This window comes from Desulfoscipio gibsoniae DSM 7213, assembly GCF_000233715.2.
GTDB classification, from domain to species: domain Bacteria; phylum Bacillota; class Desulfotomaculia; order Desulfotomaculales; family Desulfallaceae; genus Sporotomaculum; species Sporotomaculum gibsoniae.
On sequence record NC_021184.1, the window covers coordinates 57,922 to 80,592 of the forward strand.

Sequence of the window (22,671 nt, forward strand, 5' to 3'; positions counted from 1 at the left end):
AGTTGTGAGAATCTTTCTCACAACTCCTAACTAATGCATGTATATAGAGGTTGGGGAGGAGGATGCCTTAAGCGCTACGATAAAGTTTTGTAATAATGAATTCCCTATGTCCGAGAGCCTCGGCACAGGTGAATCTACCATTACAAACGCGAATCATCATGTCAAGAAGTGCATCACTTGCCTGATCAAGGTCCATTTCACGGCGCAGAATACCGCTTACATCAACGTCAACATGCTCCTTCATATCTACAACCGTAAGGGGGTTGGCGGAAAGCTTAATTACGGGTTCGATGGGATTCCCAATAATGTTACCCTGCCCGGTGGGGAAAAGGTGGACTACCGCACCGGAAGCAGCCCAAAGAGTTACAGCTTCCGCAGCGGCAGAAGATGTGTCCATATACCATAAACCTTTGGAGTTTGGAGCCTCAGCTGGCCCAAGAACGCCCACATATTTGGCATTGCCAATTTTTTGTAAGTTCCCCAAAGCTTTTTCCTCAATAGTAGTTAGTCCACCGGCAATATTTCCTTTAGTGGGTTGAGAACCTACAAGGTCTACGCCTTGACTGACTATAAAGTCATTATACTCCTTCCACATTTTGTAATAAGCATCACCTACTTCAGGTGTAGCAGCATGTGCTTTACAAATATCCTCAGCTCCTGTAATTTCAGAAGTTTCGCCAAAGGACACGGTTGCCCCGGCTTCCAAAAGTCTTTCAACTGATCGGCCCACTGTAGGATTGGATGCCAAACCGGAAGTTGTATCAGATTCGCCACATTTTATTGATACATATAACTCGTCCACTGAACACTCAACTCTTTGTATTTCTGAAGCCCATTGGACATATTCCTGGGCTTTCCAAGATGCCCTTTCTATGGTTTTATGTTGGCCATTACGTTCAATTGCAAAGCCGGTAACGGGCTTGCCGGTTTTGGCAATACCATCCACTATTACTTTTGTCCATTCAGGTTCAATACCTATCACTACTACCGCGGCGACGTTTGGGTTACTGCCAAATCCAATCAATGTCCGAAAAGTAAGATCCAAATCCTCCCCAAATTGAAGCCGCCCATAAGCATGAGGTAAAGCTAAAGTACCTTTAATATTATTTGAAACTGCTTCACATGCGGCGTTTGAAAGGTCGTCTAAGGATAAAATAGCCACGTAATTACGGATACCTACCCTGCCATTTTCACGACGGTAGCCAAAGAATTTTGGGAATTTATAACTTGACATAAAATTACCACCTCGCTGTCTTTAAATTGTGTGTGTGAACATGTTCTCCTTTTACTATTGCAGCAATAACTTTACCAATTGGTTTATTATATTTAATTATCATAGCACCTGCATCGGCATCGCTTAAAGCAATTTTATGACCGATTTTTATGTCTTGTTTGGATGTTATGGTTAACGTAGTATTGTTGGACATAATCCAACCTTCAACGCTTTCTCCCGCCTTAATTTCTTTTACTGCTACGCCAACATTGTCCTTTTCGTCATGAACAATAAAATACGGATGTTGCATATGCCTTCCTCCTTTCAAGATTCGTAACAAAATAATATGGACAACTAACTAAAAATACCATCACCCCCAGAATATGCATGTTCCCTTTTAACTCCCTAAAATTTTAATTAAAATAGCTACCAATAAATTAAAGGTTTGGACTGTTGTGTGAGGTCTGTGGTTATACCTCTTATTTTACACAATAGATTGCTTTTGTAAATAGCAAAATTGTAAATTATATAATTTTTAGTGATAGACACCTACCTAATTCAATTTTTTTAGCCTAAAATATTGACATATATTTACGACTTTTGTTCAAAATACTGTATAAAAGTTATAAATTTATGAAATAGATTCAAAAAACCCGAAATAATTATTGTAATTTCTTTCACAATTTGTTATTGTGTATTAAGTAGGATGTCCGGTGTATGGTGTAAGAGGTTGGACCACATCAAAGACAGGGTTGGGGGGGGGATATAGAGTAAAAAAATAAAACAATCAGCAAAATTGAAAATGAAAGTAATTACACTTAAAAGGGGGTCTTGTCAATGCGCCCGAAAAGAAAGAGTTTTATATGGCTAGTCATTCTTTCTGTGATTACCTTAAGCCTGGTTGTAACGGGATGTGGCGGTACAAGTGGCGACAGTATGGCCGATAAAACTAGTTTTAGCTTCGCCACTGCGGGCACTGGTGGTACATACTACCCCATGGGTGGTGGAGTTGCCAGTATAGTTCAGGATGCCACTGATTATGAAATAGCAGTTGAAACAAGTGGTGGTTCTGCTGAAAACCTTAGACTAATCCAAGCGGGTGAAACTGACTTTGCTTGGGCCAATGCCTCAGAAATGTACTGGGCATGGAATGGCGAAGAATATTTCGAGGGGCAAGAGATAAAAGATTTTAGAGCAGTAAGCTTTGCATGGGATGCCATTTACCATTGGGCTGTACATGAAGGGAGTGGAATTAACAGCTTTGCGGATTTAGAACGTAAAAAATTAGGGATAGGTCCGCAAGGTTCTGGCGCAGCCGTTTTTGCTGAATCCTACCTTAGGGCTATTGGAATGTGGGACAAGGTTCAACCGATGTTTTTACCTCCTGATGACCAGGCAACATCATTTAAAGATAAAAAGATTGCTGCTTTCGGTTATTTTTCCAGGGTACCCATGGCGTCATTGATGGATATAGCCGCAGTAACCCCTATTAATCTTTTAGACCCGACGGTCGAAGGGGAGGAAGTGGGCTTTTCGCAAAAATACCCCTTCTATACAGAGACCATTATCCCTGCCGGTTCTTACACGGGTCAAGATGAAGATGTCGCAATGTACGGCAACCCTGTTTATATGGTTGTCCACAAAGACATATCCGACCAGGTTGTCTATGATATGTTAACAGTTATATATTCAGAAGATGGACAGAAACGTCTGTTGCAAACAAATCAAGCGGCCGAGGATATGACTTTGGAAAATGCAATGATTAATTTTGAAGAAATTGGCGTTCCGGTTCACCCCGGGGCTGTAAAGTTTTTCGAGGAAAAGGGTATGGAAGTTCCGGCGGAACTTATTGAATAATTGGTAAAAGGTTTTTGATAATTTGACTGGTTTCTTAATTGGGAACCAGTCAAATTAAACAATGCTCAAGGTAAATATGTAGGCAGGCGTTTATGAAATGTAATTTGGGGTATTTGGAAAAGAGGTGTGACTTTGAGTAATAAAAATGAACCCGGCAAAAATGAATTGGGTAAAACCGTTGAATCCAGTATGACCGAGCAGGAAATGGAAAAAATGATCGAGCAATTTGAGGGGGTCACTAATAAAAGGGATTTAAAAGGCCCATTAGGAAAATTCATTGCTTTAATTGCTGCCTTGTTTACCCTTTATTTTATGTGGCAAGGTGCCTTTGGAGTCTCCGCCCCCGAAGCTAGTAGAGGGATTTATGTTGGAATCAGCATGTTCCTTTGCCTCCTGATCTACCCGGCAACCAAAAAATCGCCCGGTCACAAGATATCGGTAATGGATGGTATACTGGGCGCATTAGTGATAATGGTGATGCTTTATTTTATAATTATGTATCCCCAGATGTCCTACCGTGCCGGTTTTGTTACCACTCCGGATTTGATTATGGGGATTATTGCCATTGTCCTGGCTTTGGAAACAGTAAGACGGGTAACGGGTAAAGTGCTTTTTCTAGTTACGGTTTGTTTTCTTGCCTACGGGTATCTGGGGCCTTATTTCCCCGGCATTTTATCCCACAAAGGGTTTTCAATAAGCAGAATGGCGGGCTTTATGTACTCGTCACTCTATGGTATGTTCGGCAGCGTAGCTTCAATTTTCTCATCCTTTGTGTTTCTGTTTATCACCTTTGGTACTTTTTTAGAAGCATCCGGGGCCGGACGGTTTTTTATCGACCTTCCCTATGCTCTACTGGGTAGGGCAAGGGGTGGTCCGGCTAAAGTAGCCGTGCTGGCCAGCGGTTTTATGGGTAGTATTAACGGTAGTGCCACCGCTAACGTGGTCACCACGGGCACATTTACCATTCCGCTCATGATGAAAGTCGGATATAAGCCACATATGTCCGGAGCCATTGAAGCAGTAGCATCAACCGGGGGGATGATAATGCCTCCGATTATGGGCGCCGGTGCTTTTATTATGGCTGAGTTTACAGGCATACCGTACTGGGATATTGTTGTGGTTTCCATTATCCCGGCAGCTCTATATTACTTTTATTTGTATCTGATGGTTGATTTCCAAGCTCAAAACCTTGGCCTTAAAGGTCTACCCAAAGAGGAGTTGCCGGATCCTAAAAAGATCTTCAAAGAAGGATGGTACTATATTGTCCCCATCGGTGTCATAATTTATATGCTGGTGGCGGGGTATTCCCCTCCTATGGCGGCAGTTATAGGTTGCGTGCTTACCGTGGCATGCAGTTACCTGAATAAGAATACCCGAATGAGTCCTAAAGATATTTATAACGCGCTCACAAAAGCCGCAATATCATCTTTGATTGTGGGCTCAACGGTTGCCGCTATTGGTATTATCATTGGTGTCGTTTATTTAACAGGTCTCGGTCTTAAATTTACAGACATTATTTTGTCACTATCAGGCGGTTTTTTGCCACTGGCAATTGTTTTTGTGGGTATTGCTTCGTATGCATTGGGAATGGGTGTTACCGCTACAACTTCCTATATTATTTTAGGCGTTTTGGCAGCACCCGCCTTGCAAGAACTTGGCGTTGGATTGCTTGCCGCTCACTTAATCGTTTTTTGGGTTACCCAGATAGCCAACATCAACCCGCCCGTTTGTTTGGCGGCCTTTGCAGCCGCTGCCATTGCCAAGGCTGAACCAATGAAAACAGGCATAACTGCTTTGATTTTTGCTCAACCATTATATATTATGCCCTTTATATTCGCCTACGTGCCGGCCATGTTACTGGAAGGAGAGATCGGCGTTATAATACGAGCTGTTTTGTCCGTCACTATCGGGTTTTATTTTGCGGCCAGTTTCTTCCAGGCCTGGATGGTGCGTAAAGTGAGGTTCATTGAGCGCTTGCTTATAGCGGGAATTGCAGTAATGCTCTTATTGGCCCATCCTACTACCGACTATATCGGTTTTATCGCGGCTATTGTCATGTTTGTTTTCCTATTTATCACCAGGGATAAGACCTTTGGTAAAACAACAACTAGCAGTAAAGCAACAACTTAATTTATAAAGATTTAACTTTGTATTTAATTTTATCGTTACCTACTTAATTGCCTTATAAATAGGCATTCTTTGAAGGAGGCGGTATATCTATGTAAAATGGTCGTCAGCTGATTAGTTTAATGAATTAATTATATTTAGGAGGTGGACAAGTGTTGAAACAGCAAGTGGCAAATTCATTTTATAAGACAATTGAAGAAATATGTAAAGATCTATATATTAAAGCCTTAAAAGATTTGCCTTCGGACGTAAGGCAGGTTATGAAAGAAGCGTATGATAAAGAGGAAACAGAAACCGGTAAACAGGTATTGGCCACAATGTTGGAAAACATCGGTGTTGCTGATAAAAATGATCGCCTAATTTGTCAGGACACGGGCATCCCCATTTATTTTGTAAAGGTCGGAAATAAATTAAGCATTGATTTTGTAGAACTTGAGGCCGCAATAATAAAAGGCTGCCAAAGGGCGACCGTTGAGCACCCGTTGCGTTCCAGCGTAGTTTCACCCTTAAAACGGGAAAACAATCAAAATAGCTCGGGTTATCGCATACCAGCCATTCACTATGATGTGGTCCAGGATAATGCCAAGGTTGAAATATTAATGGTACCCAAAGGATCCGGTTCTGAAAATATGAGTTTCCTGAAAATGCTTATCCCTGCCGAAGGTGTTAGAGGGGTTAAGAGGTTTATACTGGAAACTATTGCCAAAAATGTTGGGGCCAATCCCTGCCCTCCGTATGTGGTAGGTATTGGTTTAGGCGGTACTGCGGACCTGTGCATGAAGTTAGCTAAAATTGCTGCAGTCACACGTCCAATTGGTTCCCGAAATCCCGATCCTGAAATGGCCGCGTTTGAGGAAGAAATGTTTAAAGCCATTAATGAATTGGGGATAGGACCTATGGGTTTGGGTGGCGTTAATACTGCAATTGACGTACATGTGGAACATGCTTATACGCACATTACCCAGAACCCGGTGGCTATCAATATTCAATGTTGGCCTGCCCGTCGTGCCAGGGCGGTCATTAGTGCAGATAGTAGTTACCAAGTCGGTTACTAGAAGGGGGGGTAAATAATGGCTGAGTATACTCTAAAGACTCCATTAACCGAAGAAGACGTAAGAAAGCTTAAAGTTGGGGATAAGGTAACATTAGAAGGTGTTATTTTCGGTATCAGAGATGCGAATTTAATTCGTATGTTTGACGGTAAAGTTCCTGCACCGACAGATTTAACCGGGGCGGCATGTATTCATACAGCCCCAAACGTTCGTAAAATTGGTGAAGGTAAATACGAACCCGTTTGTATTGGGACAACAACTAGCAGTCGTATGGATAGGTTTACTCCGGGACTTATGGAACAATACGGAGTGCGTGCTGTTATTGGCAAGGCTGGCATGATGGAAGCAAGTATGGAGGCCATGAAAAAACACGGCGGTTGCTATCTGGCAATCGTTGGTGGAGCGGCTGCATGGGAAACCGATAAGATATTGGAAATCGAAGATGTGTGGTGGGAGGACCTGATGCCTGAGGCTATCTGGAAATTTAAGGTAAATAATTTCGGACCGCTTATAGTGGCAATGGACTCTTACGGTAACAATTTATATTTTGATGTTAAGGCGAAAGCAGTTTCAAAGTTAGAGGAAATATATAAGAAAATTGGTGCTTAATAATACTGCAAGTCCGTGGTCATTAATGTCCACGGACTTGAAACAGTGCAACAATTTTCAAGGAGGGAAAATGATGTCAAAACAGGGTATAGCAACCTACCACAGATATGTGAACCGCAGTCAGGTTTGGAGTGCAGTGGGGATGTGGGCATGGTTGCTACATCGTATAACTGGCATTGGCCTTTTACTATATATAATGATTCATGTTACAACCATGGCTACTTCATTAATAAGTGGGGCTGAAACATTCAATACTACCCTGTCTTATCTAATGAGTAACACTATACTCCATTACGCGGAACTCCTGTTAGTGGGGGCGGTTATATATCACGGATTAAACGGCATTCGTCTTTTGTTATTTGATATTGGGATCGGCTTTAGCAGACAAAAGGAAATATTTTGGGTGACCATGGTTATCGGTGCTGCAATATGGATTTATGTTATATTCCTGAAACTTTCCTAAGAATAATAATGGGGGAAGGTGTGTTTTATGAATGCTTGGGTTTGGTTACTTCAGAGAATTAGCGCTGCTTTATTGTTGATTATTTTAGGTTTGCACGTATGGCTGATATACGTTACAAACCCTGTAGAAGTAATTAGTTTTGATGAAGCTAAAGGCAGATTGACATCAGCTTCCTATATTGTGCTTTATGCCCTGCTGCTTTTATTTGGGCTGTTTCATGCCTTTAACGGATTATATGCAGTTATGGTTGATATGGGACTTAAGGCACGGCTAATAACTATTTGCATATTATTGGTTGTTGGGTTGGCTCTTTTAGTGTCAGGGATGTATTCGGTCCTGCAATATATTATATAAGCTAGGAGGCGAGTTGATTGTCTTCACAAGAAATAACTGCCAAGATATTTCGTTATGATCCAGAGGTCGACGCGGAGCCCAGGTTTGATACTTTTAAAGTGCCGGTCATAAAGAATATGGCGGTTCTTGATGTGGTCATGCATGTGCAAAATTATATTGATAAAACTTTGGCTTTCCGTTGTTCCTGTCGGATAGGTATGTGTGGTTCATGTGCGATGTATATCAACGGAAGGCCCAGGTTGGCATGTCGAACCCAGGTATCGAGCCTTGGTTCCTCGGAAATAACTATCATGCCGCTTCCCAATTTACCCATCATTAGAGATTTGGCAACGAATATGGAACCATTTTTTGAGAAGTGGAAACAAATTAAGCCTTATTTCGTTAATAATCCGGATGCAAAAGAACCAGCAGTAATTAGGCCGGACTCAGACGAAAGGGAAAATATAGACGCAATGCTTGACTGCATTACATGTGGTTGCTGTTACGGCGCTTGTTCAATGGTTGCCACAAACGAGGAATACCTTGGACCCGCCGCTCTTAACAGGGCTTATACCCTTATCGCGGATAAGCGCGATATAATCAGAGTGGAAAGATTAAAAGTAGTGGGGCATTCCTATGGGGTGTGGAGATGTCACGACCAATTTAACTGTGCGGAAGTGTGTCCTAAAGGACTGATTCCCACCCAGTCTATACAGCAGTTGAAAAAGCGTTGTGTAATGAAGAAGTTTGGAATCTTTAAATGAGCATATTCTGAAGCTATAAAAAACTCTGCGAGGAGTGTGTTTTTTTGTGGAAGAAATAAAAACTGATGTATTAATCGTGGGAAGTGGCGGAGCTGGTTTATTTGCAGCGTTACACGTTTATGATAACAACCCTAGCTTAAATGTCGTCTTGGCGACCAAGGGACTAATAGGAAAATGTGGATGCAGTCGTATGGTACAAGGTGGCTTAAACGTAGTGCTTAACCCTGATGATTCTGTTAAGAAGCACTTCTTGGACACAATTAAGGGTGGTGGGTACGTTAATAACCAGGATCTGGCCTGGACGCTGGTAAATGATGCACCTGCAACAGTACACGAGCTGGACATTAAAGTTGGTTGTTTTTGGGACAGAGCCGAAGATGGGAAAATACACCAGAAGGCATTTGCCGGCCAGTCCTTTGACAGGACAGTTCACGTTGCTGACCTAAGTGGTATTCAAATTATAGCCCGTTTAACGGATCAGATTTTTCGAAGAGAAGATAAAATTAAAGTGCTGGAAGAAACACGTGCCCTGGATCTGTTAACCACAGAGGAAGGAGACCGTGTGGTAGGCGCAGTGATGGCTAATATCAGAACCGGGGAAATATTTGTTGTAAATGCCAAGGTTGTTGTGGTAGCTACTGGCGGAGCGGCTTCAATGTATAAAATATCCGCCCCCTCTTTTGATAAAACCGGCGATGGTATGGCTATGTGTTTCCGTGCTATGGCAGAATTTGTGGATATGGAGATGTTGCAGTTCCACCCTACAGGTTTGCTGGCAGGTCAATCCAGGCTTAGTGGAAGCGTGTTGGAGGAAGGTTTGAGGGGTGCAGGCGGTTATATGATTAATGGTTTAGGTGAAAGATATATGGAACGATACGACCCCGAACGCATGGAACGCTCCACACGTGACCGCGTTGCCCGGGCGGGTTACATGGAGATTATGGCCGGACGTGGAACTGAAAATGGTGGTGTAATGATTGATATGAGGCATCTTGGGGCCGAATTTGTAGAGAAAAAATTCCCCGGCATGTGCGAGCGCGTTCATGATATTGGTAAAGATTTGGCAAGGGAACCTGTAGAGGTTAGCCCAACAGCGCACTTTCAAATGGGCGGTGTAAAAATTGATATTCATTGCCAGTCAAATTTAAAAGGTTTGCTGGTGGCCGGGGAGGACTCGGGTGGTGTGCATGGTGCAAACCGATTGGGGGGGAATGGCATATGTGAATCAACCGTATTTGGCCGTAGGGCGGGAGATGCTGCAGCGGCCTTGGCCGAACAAGAACATTTACGTCCATACAGGCAGGAACAATTGGAAGAAATAAGACAGCGTTGGCTTAAATATTATAAGCGCACCAGTGGTGTCGATATATACACGATCAGGGATGAAATAAAGACTTTGATGTGGGAAAAAGTTGGCGTGGTACGCGATGGTAAAAAACTTGAGGAAGCGATAAGCCGGTTAGACGAGTTGTTGGAAATGGCGGGTATCGCCTATGTTTACAACAGAACCCTTAGCAGTTACAATATGGAATGGAATGATATAATAAACGTTACTAATTGGATTACTGTAGCTCGTATGGTGGCTAGTGCAGCCCTGCTAAGAACGGAAAGCCGCGGATCTCATTATAGATCTGATTATGCATCAACAGATAATGATAAATGGTTGGTCAATATACACCAAAAAAATAAGGGTCAAATGGAAATAGAACAATATACTAAGCCTATTAATGCACCGCGTTTTTCCGTCGAGGATATAAGAAAAGTAAATCCACAGTACTAGAATCGCAATTTAAAAATAGTTACCATAATGGCGTATTTCCATGTGGGACTTATTTTTGGTAAACTTATATGGAAGTACGCCAATTTTTAAAATACCTATTTTTTAAAACATATTGGAGGGATAAGATATTAAATTAGGTTATTTTCATCCCGTGGTTACCGAAAAAACAAGTAGAGCTCAAAGAATTGTAGATCAAATTCGCGATCTTATAGCGAGCGGGAAATTGCAAACAGGTGATAAACTGCCACCTGAACGGGAACTGGCGGACATCTTTAATGTAAGTCGTACTTCTGTTAGGGAAGCAATTCGAATTTTAGAAACCATGGGTTTAGTTGAGATTAAAAAAGGACACGGTGTTTTTGCGAAAAAAGCTACCCTTGATTCTGTTCTCAGTAATGCGGCGGATGCCCTTGTTTTAAGTAATAAAGAAATGAAGCAGCTATTCGAAATAAGAAAGGTGCTTGAAACTCAAGCCGCAGCTTGGGCTGCCGAAAGGGCAAGTGAAACAGAGATCGAGGAAATAAAGACAATAATTAAAGAGGTAAAATTTTTAAATAAGCAAAAACTTGATATAGCTGTTGCAAATCAATATGATAAAAAGTTTCATGCAGCAGTTATAGAAGCTTCACGTAACGATGTCTTGGTTAAAATAATGTCGGGTTTATTTGATACTTTAGATAAGGCTCGCGTTAAGACCGCGATAATTCCAGGTCGAGCGTTAATGTCAATTAATGATCATGAAGCAATATCTAGCGCCATATGTGAACGAAACCCCCAAAAGGCTAAACAGGCCATGTACGATCATATAGAAAGCGTTGAAAAAACAATGGAAAATCAAGGTAATACGGATTAATAAAAACCAAATTCGTGAGGGTGTGGTCAAGCTGTGAATTTTTTGGGTTATATCAGACCTGACGGTAATATTGGTGTCAGGAATAAAATATTAATTATATCTACTGATTTTAAAACAGATAGAATATGCATAAATGTTGCGGGTATTATTTTAAATGCTGTTCCGGTTGTAAGCGGTCCTACTATGGGGCAACTTTATGGCGATTATCTGGTAACAATGATTAAAAACCCAAACACAGCTGGTGCCGTGGTATTGGGTTCGGGTTCCTGTGATATTGTTGAAAAACTGGTTAAAATCATGGCTGAAATTGGCAAACCGGTTGTGGTAATAAATATAAGCGAATCCGGGGGGATAATTGATTCTACCACTAAAGCCTGCCGAGAAGCTATGCTTCTGGTAAGGGAAGTCAGTACCTTCCGGCGCCAGTCTGTATTTTTGTCAAGGTTGATATTGGGATTGGTGTATGAGGAAAATGAGAAAAACTCTAAAATGGAAGACCTGCTATATTATTTCATTGAGCATGTTATAAAAAATAACGGCCGTATTATTACAGCAAAAAGAGTAACAAATAAACAGAATAAAATCAATAACTACCCTGTAGTGAAAAAATTAGAAGCCGGTGATAATATTGTTGATAAACAGGGTGGTCTATATGAAATTAATTATTCGGGTAATCAATATAAAGATTTGTTGAATTTTGCCTCAAAAGGGGCTCAACTTGTAATTTCGTTATCTGACCGCTCACATCCGGCTGCTCACTCTTTAGTACCGATTGTTAATATAACAGCTGATAAAGAGCTTTATAATTACTTGCAAGATGAAATAGAGATGAATTTATCTGAGCTTGACTATCAGAAATATGATATTAAGGATTATAGTTTATTAATTTTAAATGAAGTTATTGCTAGCGCTTCCGGTAAATTGACTAAGGGTGAAATATTCAAAATCTGATCAGCAGTACCTGGGATTATTAATTTTTACCGAAATCACACATAATAAGTTAGAACTGGAAAAAGGTGGTTGTTAAACTAACCATAAAAAATATATATTGCTGCTTCCCTAAGTTAATTTTATACATTTTTTCCATCATTACCCCATATATCATTTTATAAGTGATTGGGGGTGTAAATGATGGAATGGCAGCTGGCGGTTATAGTCTTGGCGGTGCTGGCTGGCTTGTATATTGCAAATACTTTCATGTACAGGCCGCTGCGCCGGTTATTGAGCCTGGCCGTATGCCTGGTTACGGGTACGGTGCTGATAACGCTACTGAACTGGTGCTTGGTTTTTTTTAACATGCATGTGGCCTTCAACCTTTTTACCGTGCTGGTGGCGGGCATTTTACACTTGCCGGGCCTGGTGATGCTGGTGGTGCTGAGCCACTGGTTTGTTTAGAAAATACGGTATGCAGTATAAAAATTCTTTAATATAGCTAATTTCTTGACGGGTTAATATTGTTGCAATATACTAAAAACAGTGTTAAAAAAATCATAAAAAGCTTCTAGATTATTTAAACTATAACACAAGATACTAAAATTATTAAATTTCGCGGGGGTGAAGATTATTGGCCCGCGGGTAGTAGAGGCTTACGTTGGAGAATACGCCAGCGGTAAAAGTGAAGTAGCCGTTAACAGGGCAGTTGATCTGGCCGCTGCCGGCCGGGAAGTTACCCTGGTGGACTTGGATATTGTTGAGCCGTGTTACACGCTGCGTCCCATAAAAAGGGAGCTGCAGCAAAAAGGGATTACCGTGCTGGCCTGGGAAACTAAGGACACTATGGGATTGGGCGAAACTGGCAATGTGCTCAGGGCGGAAAACCGCTGGGCGCTGCGACGCTCCGGGGATATTGTGCTGGACATTGGTTATGGAGTGGAAGGTGCTAAAACCCTTAACCTACTTGAAGGAGCGGGGGCGGATCCCGATTTAAAGATTTATGCCGTCATAAATATTGCCAGGCCAATGACGGGCAGTATAACAGATATAGTGGAGTATATACGGGAATTGGGTAGAGTGCACGGTATTATCAACAACAGCCATCTGGGAGACGAAACTGATGTGGACATAGTTCAGCAAGGAGCATGGATGGTGGATGAAGCAGCCCGGCAATTGCAATTACCTGTGGTGGCTACCACGGCGGTCCCGGAAATTGCGGCATTAATGGGACCGGTGGATGTAGCCGGGCACCAGGTAAGGAAACTGGTAAGGTATATGCCGCGCACATTTTGGTAATAAATTTTCTCCATGGGAGTCAAGATTCAGGAGGTGTACAAGTCAATGCCAGAAAAACCGATTCAGGGTGAAAAAAGGGTATTCATGACCGGTAACGAAGTGGTGGCCTGGGCCGCCGTGGCGGCCGAGGCCGACATTATGTACGGTTATCCCATAACACCCCAAAATGAAATTATGCATTACTGGACCAGGATGCTGCCCAAGTATGGCCGCAGGTTTCTACAGACCGAGGATGAGCTGTCAGCGGGATTCACCACCGCAGGCGGTGTGCTGGCCGGTCGAAGAGCTTTTACAGCCACTGCCGGGCCGGGCAATACTTTAATGCAGGAACCATTGAGTATGGCTGAGGCAATGCGGCTGCCGGTAGTGGTAATTGTGCAGCAGCGTGGCGGTCCTTCCACCGCTACGGTGATTTATTCCCAGCAGGAAGTTACCATGACTACGCTGGGCGGCAACGGTGAGGGATTAAGGGTGGTTTATTCCACCGCCACCCACCAGGAGCTTTTTGATTATACCATTAAGTCCTTTAATACTGCGTGGAAATACCGCTTCCCCACTTTTGTGCTGGGTGATGGTTACCAAGCTAAGATGCGGGAGTCGCTGACCATGTATGATCCCGCGTCACGGGGCATTACTATGGTGCCAACCGAGCCTTATGTTGGGCGGCCCGGCATGCCGGGAGTGGACAGAGAGCCTACCCATTTAAGAAATACTTACAATGTGGAAGAAGAGCTGTTTGAAGTACTGGAGCAGTACCTGGCTGATTACGCCAAGGCTGCACCCGAGATTGCTGAATATGATGCCTTTGATACCGATGACGCTGAGCTGGTGGTAATATCCCATGGTGTGGTTTCCCGTGCCTGCAAGGAAGCGGTTAAAGAGTTAAGGGAAGAAGGTTACAAGGTGGGTTATTTCCGTCCTATCACCCTTCGCCCGCTGCCTGTGGATCAGCTGCGGGATGTAGCCGGCAAAGCCAAACAGTTGCTGGTGGTAGAATCCGCCAACGGCCAGCTGGACAGGTTGATAAAAGAAGCTATTTATGGTTGCACAACTGAGATGCTTTCTCTGTTTAAGCCGGGTGTAGGTATTACCACTGAGGAAGTAGTAGCCAGGGTGAAGGAAATTAAAGGTTAAGGACAGATTTGCAAGCCCGGTTATGAAAAATACCGGAAAATTTAGGCAAATTGTTTTGTGGTTTTATGTGTTAACATTAGTATATAAACCGGAAATAAAGATATAGGGCTGGTACAAGGAACCGGTATATATTACGGTTTATTTATAAAAAACCGGTACAATTAAGGTTAGCGCTTTATTGCAGATTGCAAATTAATATTACCATTATGATTATTGCTGAGAGGATTGAAAGGGGGCTTTTGTAATGTCAGTACAGCCTGCCATGCCCAAATGCTGGCGTGTGGAATCCAAACCCCATAAATTCTGCCCGGGTTGTGGTCACGGACTGGTGCTCAAGGCGCTGGGACAAGCCATTGATGAGCTGGGCATTCAAGATAAGGTTGTTTTTGGCTGTGACATTGGCTGTTCGCTGTTGTCCGTGGACTTTTTCAACGTAGACACTGTACAAACTCACCACGGCCGTACAACACCGGTAATTACGGGTGTCAAACGGGCCAATACGGATGTAATCGGGGTTGCTTATATGGGTGACGGCGGTGGTTACGCTATTGGTGCACAACACCTGGTAAGTGCGGCGACCCGTAACGAACGGATTACGGCGATTTTGGTTAACAACACCCAGTACGGCATGACCGGCGGCCAGATGGCGCCAACTACCATGCCGGGTCAAAAAACTGAAACGTCACCTTATGGCCGTGATGTAAATACTATGGGTTACCCCACCCAAGGACCGGAAATGGTGGCGGCCATCACCCAGGAGGGTGCTTATGTGGCTCGGGGTACTGTGGCCAATATAAAGCAACTTAAAGGTTTTATTAAAAAAGCACTGGAAAATCAAATGGCCGGGAACGGGTTTAGTTTTGTGGAAGCACTATCCACCTGCCCCACCAACTGGCGTACCAACGCCGAAGACACCTGGAAATTTGTTGAGCAAGATATGACTAAATATTTTAAGGTAGGGGAAATTAAAGTACCCGGTCCCCGGGAGGAGAAGGAGGGACAATAATAAATGGCTAAGCCGGTAAAAATTATCCTGGCCGGCGAAGGTGGCCAGGGAGTACAGTCGGTGGCGGAAATTATCGCCGAGGCGGCCAACGAAGAAGGGCGCGAGGCGCTGTATATACCCAATTTCGGCGTTGAGCAGCGGGGTGGTGTTTCAGTAGCTTACTTGCAGATTGGCGATGAAGCTATTGGAGCGCCCAAGTTTCAAATCGGTGATATTGTAATAGCACTTAGTGACCGGGCTGTTCGCCGCACCAAGCAGTATGCGGGGCCCGAGACTATATTTGTTTACGATTCCGGTATTGAAGATATTGAAGATGATCTACCCAAGAACGCTAAAAAGGTACTGGGTATTCCAGCTATCGAGGTGTCCAAGAAGGAACTGCATCCCCGGGTGTTTAATATAATTATCATGGGTGCGGTGCTGAAGGCCACCGAGGTGGTGGCAGTAGAGGACGCCAAGGCGGCCGTGGAGAAAAAGCTGGGCTATAAATTCGAAAAGAATCCCAAGCTCCGGGAAATGAATTTCCGGGCCATTGAACGCGGCATGGAATTGGTGGCCAGCATATTGTAAGGGGGGTATTTTAAATGGCTCAAACCTTCAAGGGGCGTACCCTGGAAGTGGAAAAAGGTTTTTGGACATTGTTCCCCGGGCTTTGCAAGGGATGCGGCCTGTGTATTCAAAAGTGTCCCAAAAAGTGCATGAGCTGGTCTGATGTACTGGGGGTATATGGTACGCCTTCGGTGGAGATAAACGATGAGTGTATTGCATGCGGCATCTGCCAGAATTTCTGCCCGGATTGTGCCATAGCAGTGGAGAAAAAGAAGGAACAATAAGGAAAAAAATTAAAATAAGTTTGTACAAGCCAAGCTGCGGGATGTCTTTTGTCCCGCAGCTTTTTTAGTGTGGCAGGATAATTTATTATTAAATGTGTTTTAACTGCGTTAATTAATATTGCTTATGGTACTATGAATGAAAATGGATGGTAATCCCAAGGGACCGGCAGCGGTTCAATAACATATACTAATAAGGGTGATGTTATGAACGGCTGTGTTTGCTTTTTTTGTGGATCTGAGAGGACTATGGAACAGGGTATCTATATTCGGGGATACTATATTTGTCCGGATTGCGAAGCGAAAATTTGTTGTTTAACCTTGGACAGCGTTAATTATGATTATTACAGAAACGGGCTTAAAAGAATATGGTGTTTGACGGGTAATTGTTCACCTTCTGATGATGCTTGTTTTTGAGCCAACCTGTCCCGGCGGTGGGCCAATTCCAAATCGCATCTGATCTGGCTAAGGGTGGCTAAATTAATACCGGTGCGATATGAGATTTCCAGGTCAGAGGTGCCTTTTTTCCAGGCCCTTATCAGGCCGGGCACATTGGTGCGATATTTTTGGGAAAGTTTTTCAGTATTGATTTTTATTGCCTTCACACTCCTTTCATAATCCTTAATTTTATTTTGGCCGCCGCTGACATCTTTATGAGGTGAATGAAATGTAAATTGAGGGTTAAAAAAGGTTGATTTCTGGTCCGTTGGTTAACAATATGATAAAATAAAATGTTAACAAAAGATTTGAGGAGAGATCCATTGTCAATCAACCAGGAGCATACCCCTTTGGTAGAGGCATTGCGTAAATATGATCGTAATCACGTCGTGCGTTTTCATGTTCCCGGCCATGGCGGCGGCCCGGGGTTGCCCGCAGCTATAAGGTGGGGTAATCTGCCGGGATGGGATGTTACTGAGCTGGCGGGGTTGGATGATTTGCACAACCCCGCAGGTGTGATAGCTGCAGCTCAGCAAAGCGCTGCAGAGCTTTATAACGCCCGGTGTACTTTTTTTTTAGTGAATGGTACTACGGTGGGCCTGCAGGCCTTGATTGCAGCCACTTGCAGTGAAGATAAGGCTCTGGTGTTGCCGCGCAACGTGCACCGGTCGGTGCTGGGCGGATTGCTGTTCAGTGGAGCCCGCCCGGTTTTTATAGATCCGGTTATTGTGCCCGGGTTTGACTTTGCCGCTGGATTTTTGCCGGACAAGCTGGATATTGCTCTGCGGCAAAACCCCGGCGCAGGGGCTGTGCTAGCCGTTCATCCCTGCTATTACGGGGTGGTTGGTGATCTGGCCGGGGTGGACAAGGTATGCCGGCGGCACGGGGTGCCTTTACTGGTGGATGAAGCCCATGGCACGCACCTTTGCTTGCACCCCGACCTGCCTGCTGATGCATTGTCCCTGGGTGCTGATGCAGTGGTACAGAGTGTGCATAAGACGGGGGGGGCGCTTACCCAGGCCTCCTGGTTGCACCTGGGCAGTGACCGTATAGCACGGGAAAGGGTGGCTGATGCGTTGCGCTTACTCCAGACCAGCAGCCCTTCATATATTTTAATGGCCTCGCTTGATGCGGCCAGACGGCAGCTTGCTTTACAAGGACAGTCCAGGTTGGATCTTTTATTGGCTCTTGCCGAGGAGGCGGCAGATAAAATAAACCAAATACCTGGCCTGGCAGTGCTGGGTAAAGAGCACTTGTTGGTACCAGGTGCTGTGGATTATGATCCAACTCGCTTGGTGATTTCGGTACAGGGATTGGGGATTGGCGGGTATGCGGCAGCCCGTGAGCTGGCCGCTGCCCATGGTATATATATAGAAATGTCTGATACCAATAACCTGGTGATAGTATTGTCCCTGGGTGCGGGCCGGTCAGATGTGCTGGCGTTGGTGAGTGCCTTAACTGAAATTAGCCGGTCTGTGGGGGCCGGGCAAACTGTTGGCCGAAACTGTAATGGGCTGCCCCCGGCTGGCCCGCCACTGCCGCTACAGGCTATGACACCGCGCCAGGCCTGGCTGGCGGGGCAAAAAAAGGTGGCACTGGAGGAAGCCAGGGGATTAGTGGGCGCGGAAATAATCGCGGTTTATCCGCCAGGTATTGCGGTAATATATCCCGGGGAGGAAATTACCCCGGAGGTCATAGAATACTTATTACAGGTGCGGGAAATCGGTTTGCACATTCAGGGTGCTGCAGATCCTACGCTTACAACGATGCGGGTGGTAGATATATAAGCTACTGGTTTTGATACAGTTGCATAGATAAGCAAGTTTAAAATCCTTGGTTAATGCTGCAACGTAAGGGGAGTTTAACAATTGCTAGCGGGTAAATTTATTGTATTTGAAGGTATTGACGGGGCGGGTAAGACCACCCAGATGGAGCTGCTGGCCGGTTTCTTTAAAAGGAAGGGTATGCCGGTACTGTGTACCCGGGAACCGGGAGGGACCCGGATTGGGGGTAGGTTGCGGAACCTTCTTTTAGACCCTGCCTGCCATGATATAAACCACCGTACCGAGGCGATTCTTTACGCGGCGGACCGGGCCCAACATGTTTATGAAATAATAAGGCCTGCTTTAGACAGGGGAATTACGGTGCTCTGTGACAGGTTTGTATATTCCACCCTGGCCTACCAGGGGTGGGGGCGGGGTATGGACATGGCGCTGCTGCTGCAGCTAAATGAGCTGGCCACCGGCGGTTTACTGCCGGATGCGGTGGTGTTGTTGGATATAGCCGTGCCGGAAGGCATGCGCCGGGTGATGGGACAGCGTTCTCCGGATCGCCTGGAAGGTGAAAAGCACGTTTTTTTCCGGCGGGTGCGGGAGGGCTACCTGGACCAGGCCGCCAGGCGGCCTGATATTTTTCAGGTGATACGGGGGGATGGGACGGTGGAAGAGGTTCACCGGAAAATTATTGAGGCATTAGGTGAATTATAAGTTATACACTAATAAATTTTAATGGCTGTTTGTTTGGGGGTAGAGTTGATGCCGGTGTTAAGGGACGTGGTAGGCCACGAACAAGTTAAAAAGCGTCTAAAAAATGCCCTGACCGGACGGGTCAACCATGCTTATCTTTTTGGCGGGCCGCCGGGAGTTGGTAAAAAAACCGCCGGTCTTGCCTTTGCCCGGGCGTTATTGTGCCAGCGGGGCAAGGGGGATGCCTGCGGGGAATGTGATGACTGTACCATCTCGGAGCGAGGTGTGCATCCCGATTTGCACATTATCCGTCCGGAAGGTGCTTCCATAAAAATTCATCAGTTGCGAGCTATGCAGGACGGGGCTGCCTTTACCGCCTTTGGTACGGGCAGGCAGGTTTTTTTGGTAGAGCAGGCCGAGAAGATGAGTTTAGCGGCGGCTAATTGTTTTTTAAAAATATTGGAGGAACCCCCATCAGGGGTGGTATTTATACTGATTACCGATGACTTGTCCGGGATGTTGCCCACAGTTATGTCCCGCTGCCAGCAATATCGCTTTGGCTTTCTGTCCGGGGAGGAAGTGCTGCAGGTATTGGCTAATACAGGCACAGATGCGGGGTATGATGACGATAGCGCCCGGGTGGCGGCAACGTTGTGCGGGGGATGTCCGGGCCGGGCTCTGGCGATGCTTAACGGGTCGGATAAGCGTGGTGCCATGCTGGAGCTATTGATGCGGGTAGTCCGGGAAAGGCCGGGCAGTGTATTTGCTCCAGTGGAGGAATTGGCTGAGCGGGAAAACCTGGCGGGGTTTATCAATTATGTGATTCTTTTTTTTAGGGATGTGTTAATTTGGCAAATAACCGGTTCCACAGAGCTTGTAATCAATGTGGACCGGCATTCATATATTGTCGAATTGGCCGGTGCTTATGCAAAACCGGAAGTAATGGATATACTGGTAACGGCGGAAAAAGCATCGGGTCGTTTGGCAAGCAATGTTAATCAGCGCCTGGTGCTGGATTCTTTGCTATTTAAAATTGCCGGCCTGGGGGACAATGATCGGGGGTAGTGGATATTGCCGTATACTGTAGTAGGGATACGTTTTAAAGCGGCTGGTAAAATATATTACTTTGATCCCGGAGAGCTGCATTTATCAATAAACGATGGGGTTATTGTGGAAACATCCAGGGGGGTTGAATATGGAACCGTGGTGACCGGGCCCCGGGAAGTGTCCGAGGAGGAACTGGTAGGTGCCTTGAAGATGGTACTGCGCCGGGCTAATGATGATGATTTGGATCAGCTGCAGGCCAACCGGGAGAAAGAAACCAGGGCAATGGAGATCTGCCAGGAAAAGATTGAAGTCCACGGGCTGCCCATGAAACTGGTGGATGTGGAACAAACTTTTGACGGTAATAAAATTATTTTTTATTTTACTGCCGATGGTCGTATAGATTTCCGGGAACTGGTCAAGGATCTGGCTGCGGTTTTCCGGACCCGCATTGAACTACGCCAAATTGGTGTGCGGGATGAGGCTAAAATGATGGGTGGACTGGGCTGCTGTGGCAGGGAATTATGTTGTGCCACCTGGCTGGCTGACTTTGCTTCGGTATCCATTCGGATGGCCAAGGAGCAAAACCTATCACTTAATCCCACAAAGATTTCGGGTATATGCGGCCGCTTAATGTGCTGCCTGAAATTTGAAAACGAAGTTTATGAGCAGGCCAAGGAAGGTTTCCCGGAACTCGGTAAAAGGGTAACCACTCCGGATGGTGATGGCAGGGTGAGCGGCATTAATATTTTAAAGCGAACAGTTAATGTGGAGCTGCGGGAGAGTAAGCTGATCAAAGAGTATCCCTGCAGTGCAATTGAAGTGGAATCCGTGGAAGGTGATCATGGTGAAGCCCCTAACGTTAAAAATGAAGGCGCTGGAGGCCAGGGCTCAGGACCTGTTATCCGAAATCAAAAACTTGAAAAATGTTGTCGAAGTGCTCGAAGCAGAAAATGCTAAGCTCCGGCAGCAATTGATCATGATGTATGATGTTCAGAATAATGATGGGACCGGCTATATTGATACGCCCAATAAGGTTACGGGACGACAGAACCTGGCTAATCTTTACAACCAGGGTTTTCATGTATGTAATATTTATTTTGGTCAGATACGGGATAGCGAGTGCCTATTTTGCGCCGCCTTTCTGCACCGTGAACAGGGGTGACAGTTGATGCAGTCAGATGAAGGTAAAGGCGTTTTATACCTTTGCGCCACACCTATCGGCAATTTAGAGGATATTACCTTGAGGGCACTTAAGGTGTTGAGAGAGGTGGATCTGGTGGCGGCTGAAGACACCCGCCATACCCGCAAGCTGTTCAGTCACTACGGTATTCATACTGCTCTGACCAGCTATCATGAGCATAACCGGCAATCGAAAGGCAAATATATTGTAGAGCAACTAGCTAGAGGTCAAAATGTGGCATTGGTAAGTGACGCCGGTACGCCGGGTGTATCCGACCCGGGGGAAGAGTTGGTGAAGGAGGCTTTAGAAAGAGGTATCCGGGTGACGCCGATACCGGGATCCAGTGCTTTGCTGGCCGCGCTGACTGTATCCGGCCTGCCGCTGGCCAGGTTCGTGTTCGAAGGTTTTTTACCTGCCAAAAACAAGGAGCGGCGCCGTCGTATGACTGAACTGGCCCGGGAATTCAGAACCATCGTATTGTATGAGTCTCCCCACCGGTTACCGAAAACATTGGGTGAGCTGGCGGATACTTTAGGTGACCGGCGGGTATGCGTGGCCCGGGAATTGACCAAGCTGTATGAAGATGTACAACGCGGCACTCTAAAACAAATGCAAGAGAAGTTTGACAGCCAGTCGCTTCGGGGGGAATTGGTACTGGTTATTGAAGGATGTCCCGCCGGAGGGGAGCAAGAACCGGTTATGGATGGCAGTTTAGCTTTATCGCCGGAGGCATATGTGCGTTTGCTGCAGGAAGAAGGTGTGCCGCCCAGCAAGGCTATAAAAATAGTAGCCCGCCTGAGGAATATCCCCCGGCGGGAACTATACAATAAAATAAATAAGACCACATAAAGCCATGTACTGTGCTTATGTATCCAATTTTTTTACATGGCTTTAACTTCTTCTTTTACATTTTCAAACATGGCCAGGGCGCAATTTCTGCAGACAAGTTTGCCCTTATAGTGTTGCACATCGGCAGCGTTGCCGCAGAACACACAAGCAGGCTCGTATTTCTTTAAAATTATTTTTTCGGCATCAACGTAGATTTCCAGGGCATCTTTTTCATCAATGCCAAGTGTGCGACGTAATTCGATGGGAATTACCACGCGGCCCAGCTCGTCCACTTTTCTGACAATACCTGTTGATTTCAAATCTTTCCCTCCCCTCAATTGCAATGCATGAATTCGACATAAAATGATTTTAATACACAAGTAAATGGTACCAATGATGGCAGTAAAAGTCAACATTTTTTTTATAAAAACTTGGCTTTTTTTGTATAAAAAATCTTGTTTTA

The 22,671-nt window shown here is 45.0% G+C and carries 27 protein-coding genes; 23 read left to right on the top strand and 4 right to left on the bottom strand.

Translation table 11 applies throughout. From position 1 onward, the window contains the following. Positions 1-67 precede the first annotated feature (67 nt). Complete coding sequence (locus DESGI_RS00320) at positions 68-1,234, bottom strand: UxaA family hydrolase (protein WP_006523144.1); 1,167 nt, start codon at positions 1,232-1,234, stop codon at positions 68-70. A 4-nt stretch (positions 1,235-1,238) separates the two neighbouring features. After that, positions 1,239-1,523 (bottom strand): UxaA family hydrolase, encoded by a 285-nt coding sequence (locus DESGI_RS00325; RefSeq protein ID WP_006523145.1) that lies wholly within the window; start codon positions 1,521-1,523, stop codon positions 1,239-1,241. 527 nt (positions 1,524-2,050) lie between these two features. Between DESGI_RS00325 and DESGI_RS00330 the strand changes: the two genes are divergently transcribed. The 17 genes from DESGI_RS00330 (at position 2,051) to DESGI_RS23475 (ending at position 16,667) form a co-directional block, all read left to right on the top strand. Next, complete coding sequence (locus DESGI_RS00330) at positions 2,051-3,070, top strand: TAXI family TRAP transporter solute-binding subunit (RefSeq protein ID WP_006523146.1); 1,020 nt, start codon at positions 2,051-2,053, stop codon at positions 3,068-3,070. A gap of 126 nt (positions 3,071-3,196) precedes the next feature. After that, the gene (locus DESGI_RS00335; RefSeq protein ID WP_435050877.1) at positions 3,197-5,200 is read left to right on the top strand and encodes a TRAP transporter permease; all 2,004 of its coding nucleotides are present in this window, start codon (positions 3,197-3,199) and stop codon (positions 5,198-5,200) included. A gap of 149 nt (positions 5,201-5,349) precedes the next feature. Next, a complete protein-coding gene (locus tag DESGI_RS00340; RefSeq protein WP_207638351.1) occupies positions 5,350-6,252 on the top strand; it encodes a fumarate hydratase in 903 nt (300 codons plus the stop codon). Positions 6,253-6,267: 15 nt separating this feature from the next. After that, positions 6,268-6,858 carry a FumA C-terminus/TtdB family hydratase beta subunit gene (locus tag DESGI_RS00345; protein WP_006523149.1) on the top strand — a complete coding sequence of 197 codons (591 nt, stop codon included), beginning with the start codon at positions 6,268-6,270 and terminating at the stop codon, positions 6,856-6,858. Positions 6,859-6,928: 70 nt separating this feature from the next. Then, a complete protein-coding gene (gene sdhC / locus DESGI_RS00350) occupies positions 6,929-7,321 on the top strand; it encodes a succinate dehydrogenase, cytochrome b556 subunit (RefSeq protein ID WP_245561136.1) in 393 nt (130 codons plus the stop codon). Between the two features lie 27 nt (positions 7,322-7,348). After that, positions 7,349-7,675: a succinate dehydrogenase/fumarate reductase transmembrane subunit gene (locus DESGI_RS00355; protein WP_006523152.1), complete on the top strand. Its 327-nt coding sequence runs from the start codon at positions 7,349-7,351 to the stop codon at positions 7,673-7,675. A gap of 17 nt (positions 7,676-7,692) precedes the next feature. After that, positions 7,693-8,418 carry a succinate dehydrogenase/fumarate reductase iron-sulfur subunit gene (locus DESGI_RS00360; protein WP_006523153.1) on the top strand — a complete coding sequence of 242 codons (726 nt, stop codon included), beginning with the start codon at positions 7,693-7,695 and terminating at the stop codon, positions 8,416-8,418. Positions 8,419-8,464: 46 nt separating this feature from the next. Next, on the top strand, positions 8,465-10,198 hold the full coding sequence (locus DESGI_RS00365; RefSeq protein ID WP_006523154.1) for an FAD-binding protein: 1,734 nt from the start codon (positions 8,465-8,467) through the stop codon (positions 10,196-10,198). A 151-nt stretch (positions 10,199-10,349) separates the two neighbouring features. Beyond that, positions 10,350-11,051, top strand: coding sequence for a FadR/GntR family transcriptional regulator (locus DESGI_RS00370; protein ID WP_006523155.1), 702 nt, complete (start codon positions 10,350-10,352; stop codon positions 11,049-11,051). Positions 11,052-11,084: 33 nt separating this feature from the next. Continuing rightward, positions 11,085-12,002: a UxaA family hydrolase gene (locus DESGI_RS00375; protein WP_006523156.1), complete on the top strand. Its 918-nt coding sequence runs from the start codon at positions 11,085-11,087 to the stop codon at positions 12,000-12,002. A 177-nt stretch (positions 12,003-12,179) separates the two neighbouring features. Beyond that, on the top strand, positions 12,180-12,446 hold the full coding sequence (locus DESGI_RS00380) for a pro-sigmaK processing inhibitor BofA family protein (protein ID WP_006523157.1): 267 nt from the start codon (positions 12,180-12,182) through the stop codon (positions 12,444-12,446). A 159-nt stretch (positions 12,447-12,605) separates the two neighbouring features. Beyond that, positions 12,606-13,280: a hypothetical protein gene (locus tag DESGI_RS00385; RefSeq protein ID WP_006523158.1), complete on the top strand. Its 675-nt coding sequence runs from the start codon at positions 12,606-12,608 to the stop codon at positions 13,278-13,280. Between the two features lie 45 nt (positions 13,281-13,325). Then, positions 13,326-14,414 carry a transketolase C-terminal domain-containing protein gene (locus tag DESGI_RS00390; RefSeq protein WP_006523159.1) on the top strand — a complete coding sequence of 363 codons (1,089 nt, stop codon included), beginning with the start codon at positions 13,326-13,328 and terminating at the stop codon, positions 14,412-14,414. A 244-nt stretch (positions 14,415-14,658) separates the two neighbouring features. Beyond that, complete coding sequence (locus DESGI_RS00395; RefSeq protein ID WP_006523160.1) at positions 14,659-15,420, top strand: thiamine pyrophosphate-dependent enzyme; 762 nt, start codon at positions 14,659-14,661, stop codon at positions 15,418-15,420. Between the two features lie 3 nt (positions 15,421-15,423). Further along, complete coding sequence (locus DESGI_RS00400; protein WP_006523161.1) at positions 15,424-15,990, top strand: 2-oxoacid:ferredoxin oxidoreductase subunit gamma family protein; 567 nt, start codon at positions 15,424-15,426, stop codon at positions 15,988-15,990. 14 nt (positions 15,991-16,004) lie between these two features. After that, complete coding sequence (locus tag DESGI_RS00405) at positions 16,005-16,253, top strand: 4Fe-4S binding protein (RefSeq protein ID WP_006523162.1); 249 nt, start codon at positions 16,005-16,007, stop codon at positions 16,251-16,253. 246 nt (positions 16,254-16,499) lie between these two features. Continuing rightward, positions 16,500-16,667 (top strand): sigma factor G inhibitor Gin, encoded by a 168-nt coding sequence (locus DESGI_RS23475; RefSeq protein WP_245561174.1) that lies wholly within the window; start codon positions 16,500-16,502, stop codon positions 16,665-16,667. On the opposite strand, the gene DESGI_RS00410 is transcribed toward DESGI_RS23475, so the two are convergent. Beyond that, positions 16,595-16,855, bottom strand: coding sequence for a hypothetical protein (locus DESGI_RS00410; RefSeq protein ID WP_006523163.1), 261 nt, complete (start codon positions 16,853-16,855; stop codon positions 16,595-16,597). The genes DESGI_RS23475 and DESGI_RS00410 overlap by 73 nt on opposite strands. Before the next feature lie 156 nt (positions 16,856-17,011). On the opposite strand from DESGI_RS00410, the gene DESGI_RS00415 reads away from it, so the two are divergent. From DESGI_RS00415 to rsmI, 6 genes are all read left to right on the top strand, one after another. After that, the gene (locus tag DESGI_RS00415; protein ID WP_006523164.1) at positions 17,012-18,475 is read left to right on the top strand and encodes an aminotransferase class I/II-fold pyridoxal phosphate-dependent enzyme; all 1,464 of its coding nucleotides are present in this window, start codon (positions 17,012-17,014) and stop codon (positions 18,473-18,475) included. Between the two features lie 81 nt (positions 18,476-18,556). Continuing rightward, positions 18,557-19,174, top strand: coding sequence for a dTMP kinase (gene tmk, locus DESGI_RS00420; protein ID WP_006523165.1), 618 nt, complete (start codon positions 18,557-18,559; stop codon positions 19,172-19,174). 48 nt (positions 19,175-19,222) lie between these two features. Next, positions 19,223-20,218 carry a DNA polymerase III subunit delta' gene (holB, locus tag DESGI_RS00425; RefSeq protein WP_006523166.1) on the top strand — a complete coding sequence of 332 codons (996 nt, stop codon included), beginning with the start codon at positions 19,223-19,225 and terminating at the stop codon, positions 20,216-20,218. Positions 20,219-20,224: 6 nt separating this feature from the next. Further along, positions 20,225-21,157, top strand: a complete 933-nt coding sequence (locus tag DESGI_RS00430) for a PSP1 domain-containing protein (RefSeq protein WP_006523167.1) — start codon at positions 20,225-20,227, stop codon at positions 21,155-21,157. Next, the gene (locus DESGI_RS23480; RefSeq protein ID WP_083939722.1) at positions 21,066-21,362 is read left to right on the top strand and encodes an initiation control protein YabA; all 297 of its coding nucleotides are present in this window, start codon (positions 21,066-21,068) and stop codon (positions 21,360-21,362) included. The genes DESGI_RS00430 and DESGI_RS23480 overlap by 92 nt, the downstream gene beginning before the upstream one ends. A 6-nt stretch (positions 21,363-21,368) precedes the next feature. After that, a complete protein-coding gene (rsmI, locus tag DESGI_RS00440; protein ID WP_006523168.1) occupies positions 21,369-22,229 on the top strand; it encodes a 16S rRNA (cytidine(1402)-2'-O)-methyltransferase in 861 nt (286 codons plus the stop codon). Positions 22,230-22,261: 32 nt separating this feature from the next. Here the strand turns inward: rsmI and DESGI_RS00445 are convergent, their stop codons facing one another. Then, positions 22,262-22,528, bottom strand: coding sequence for an AbrB/MazE/SpoVT family DNA-binding domain-containing protein (locus DESGI_RS00445; RefSeq protein ID WP_006523169.1), 267 nt, complete (start codon positions 22,526-22,528; stop codon positions 22,262-22,264). Positions 22,529-22,671: the final 143 nt, after the last annotated feature.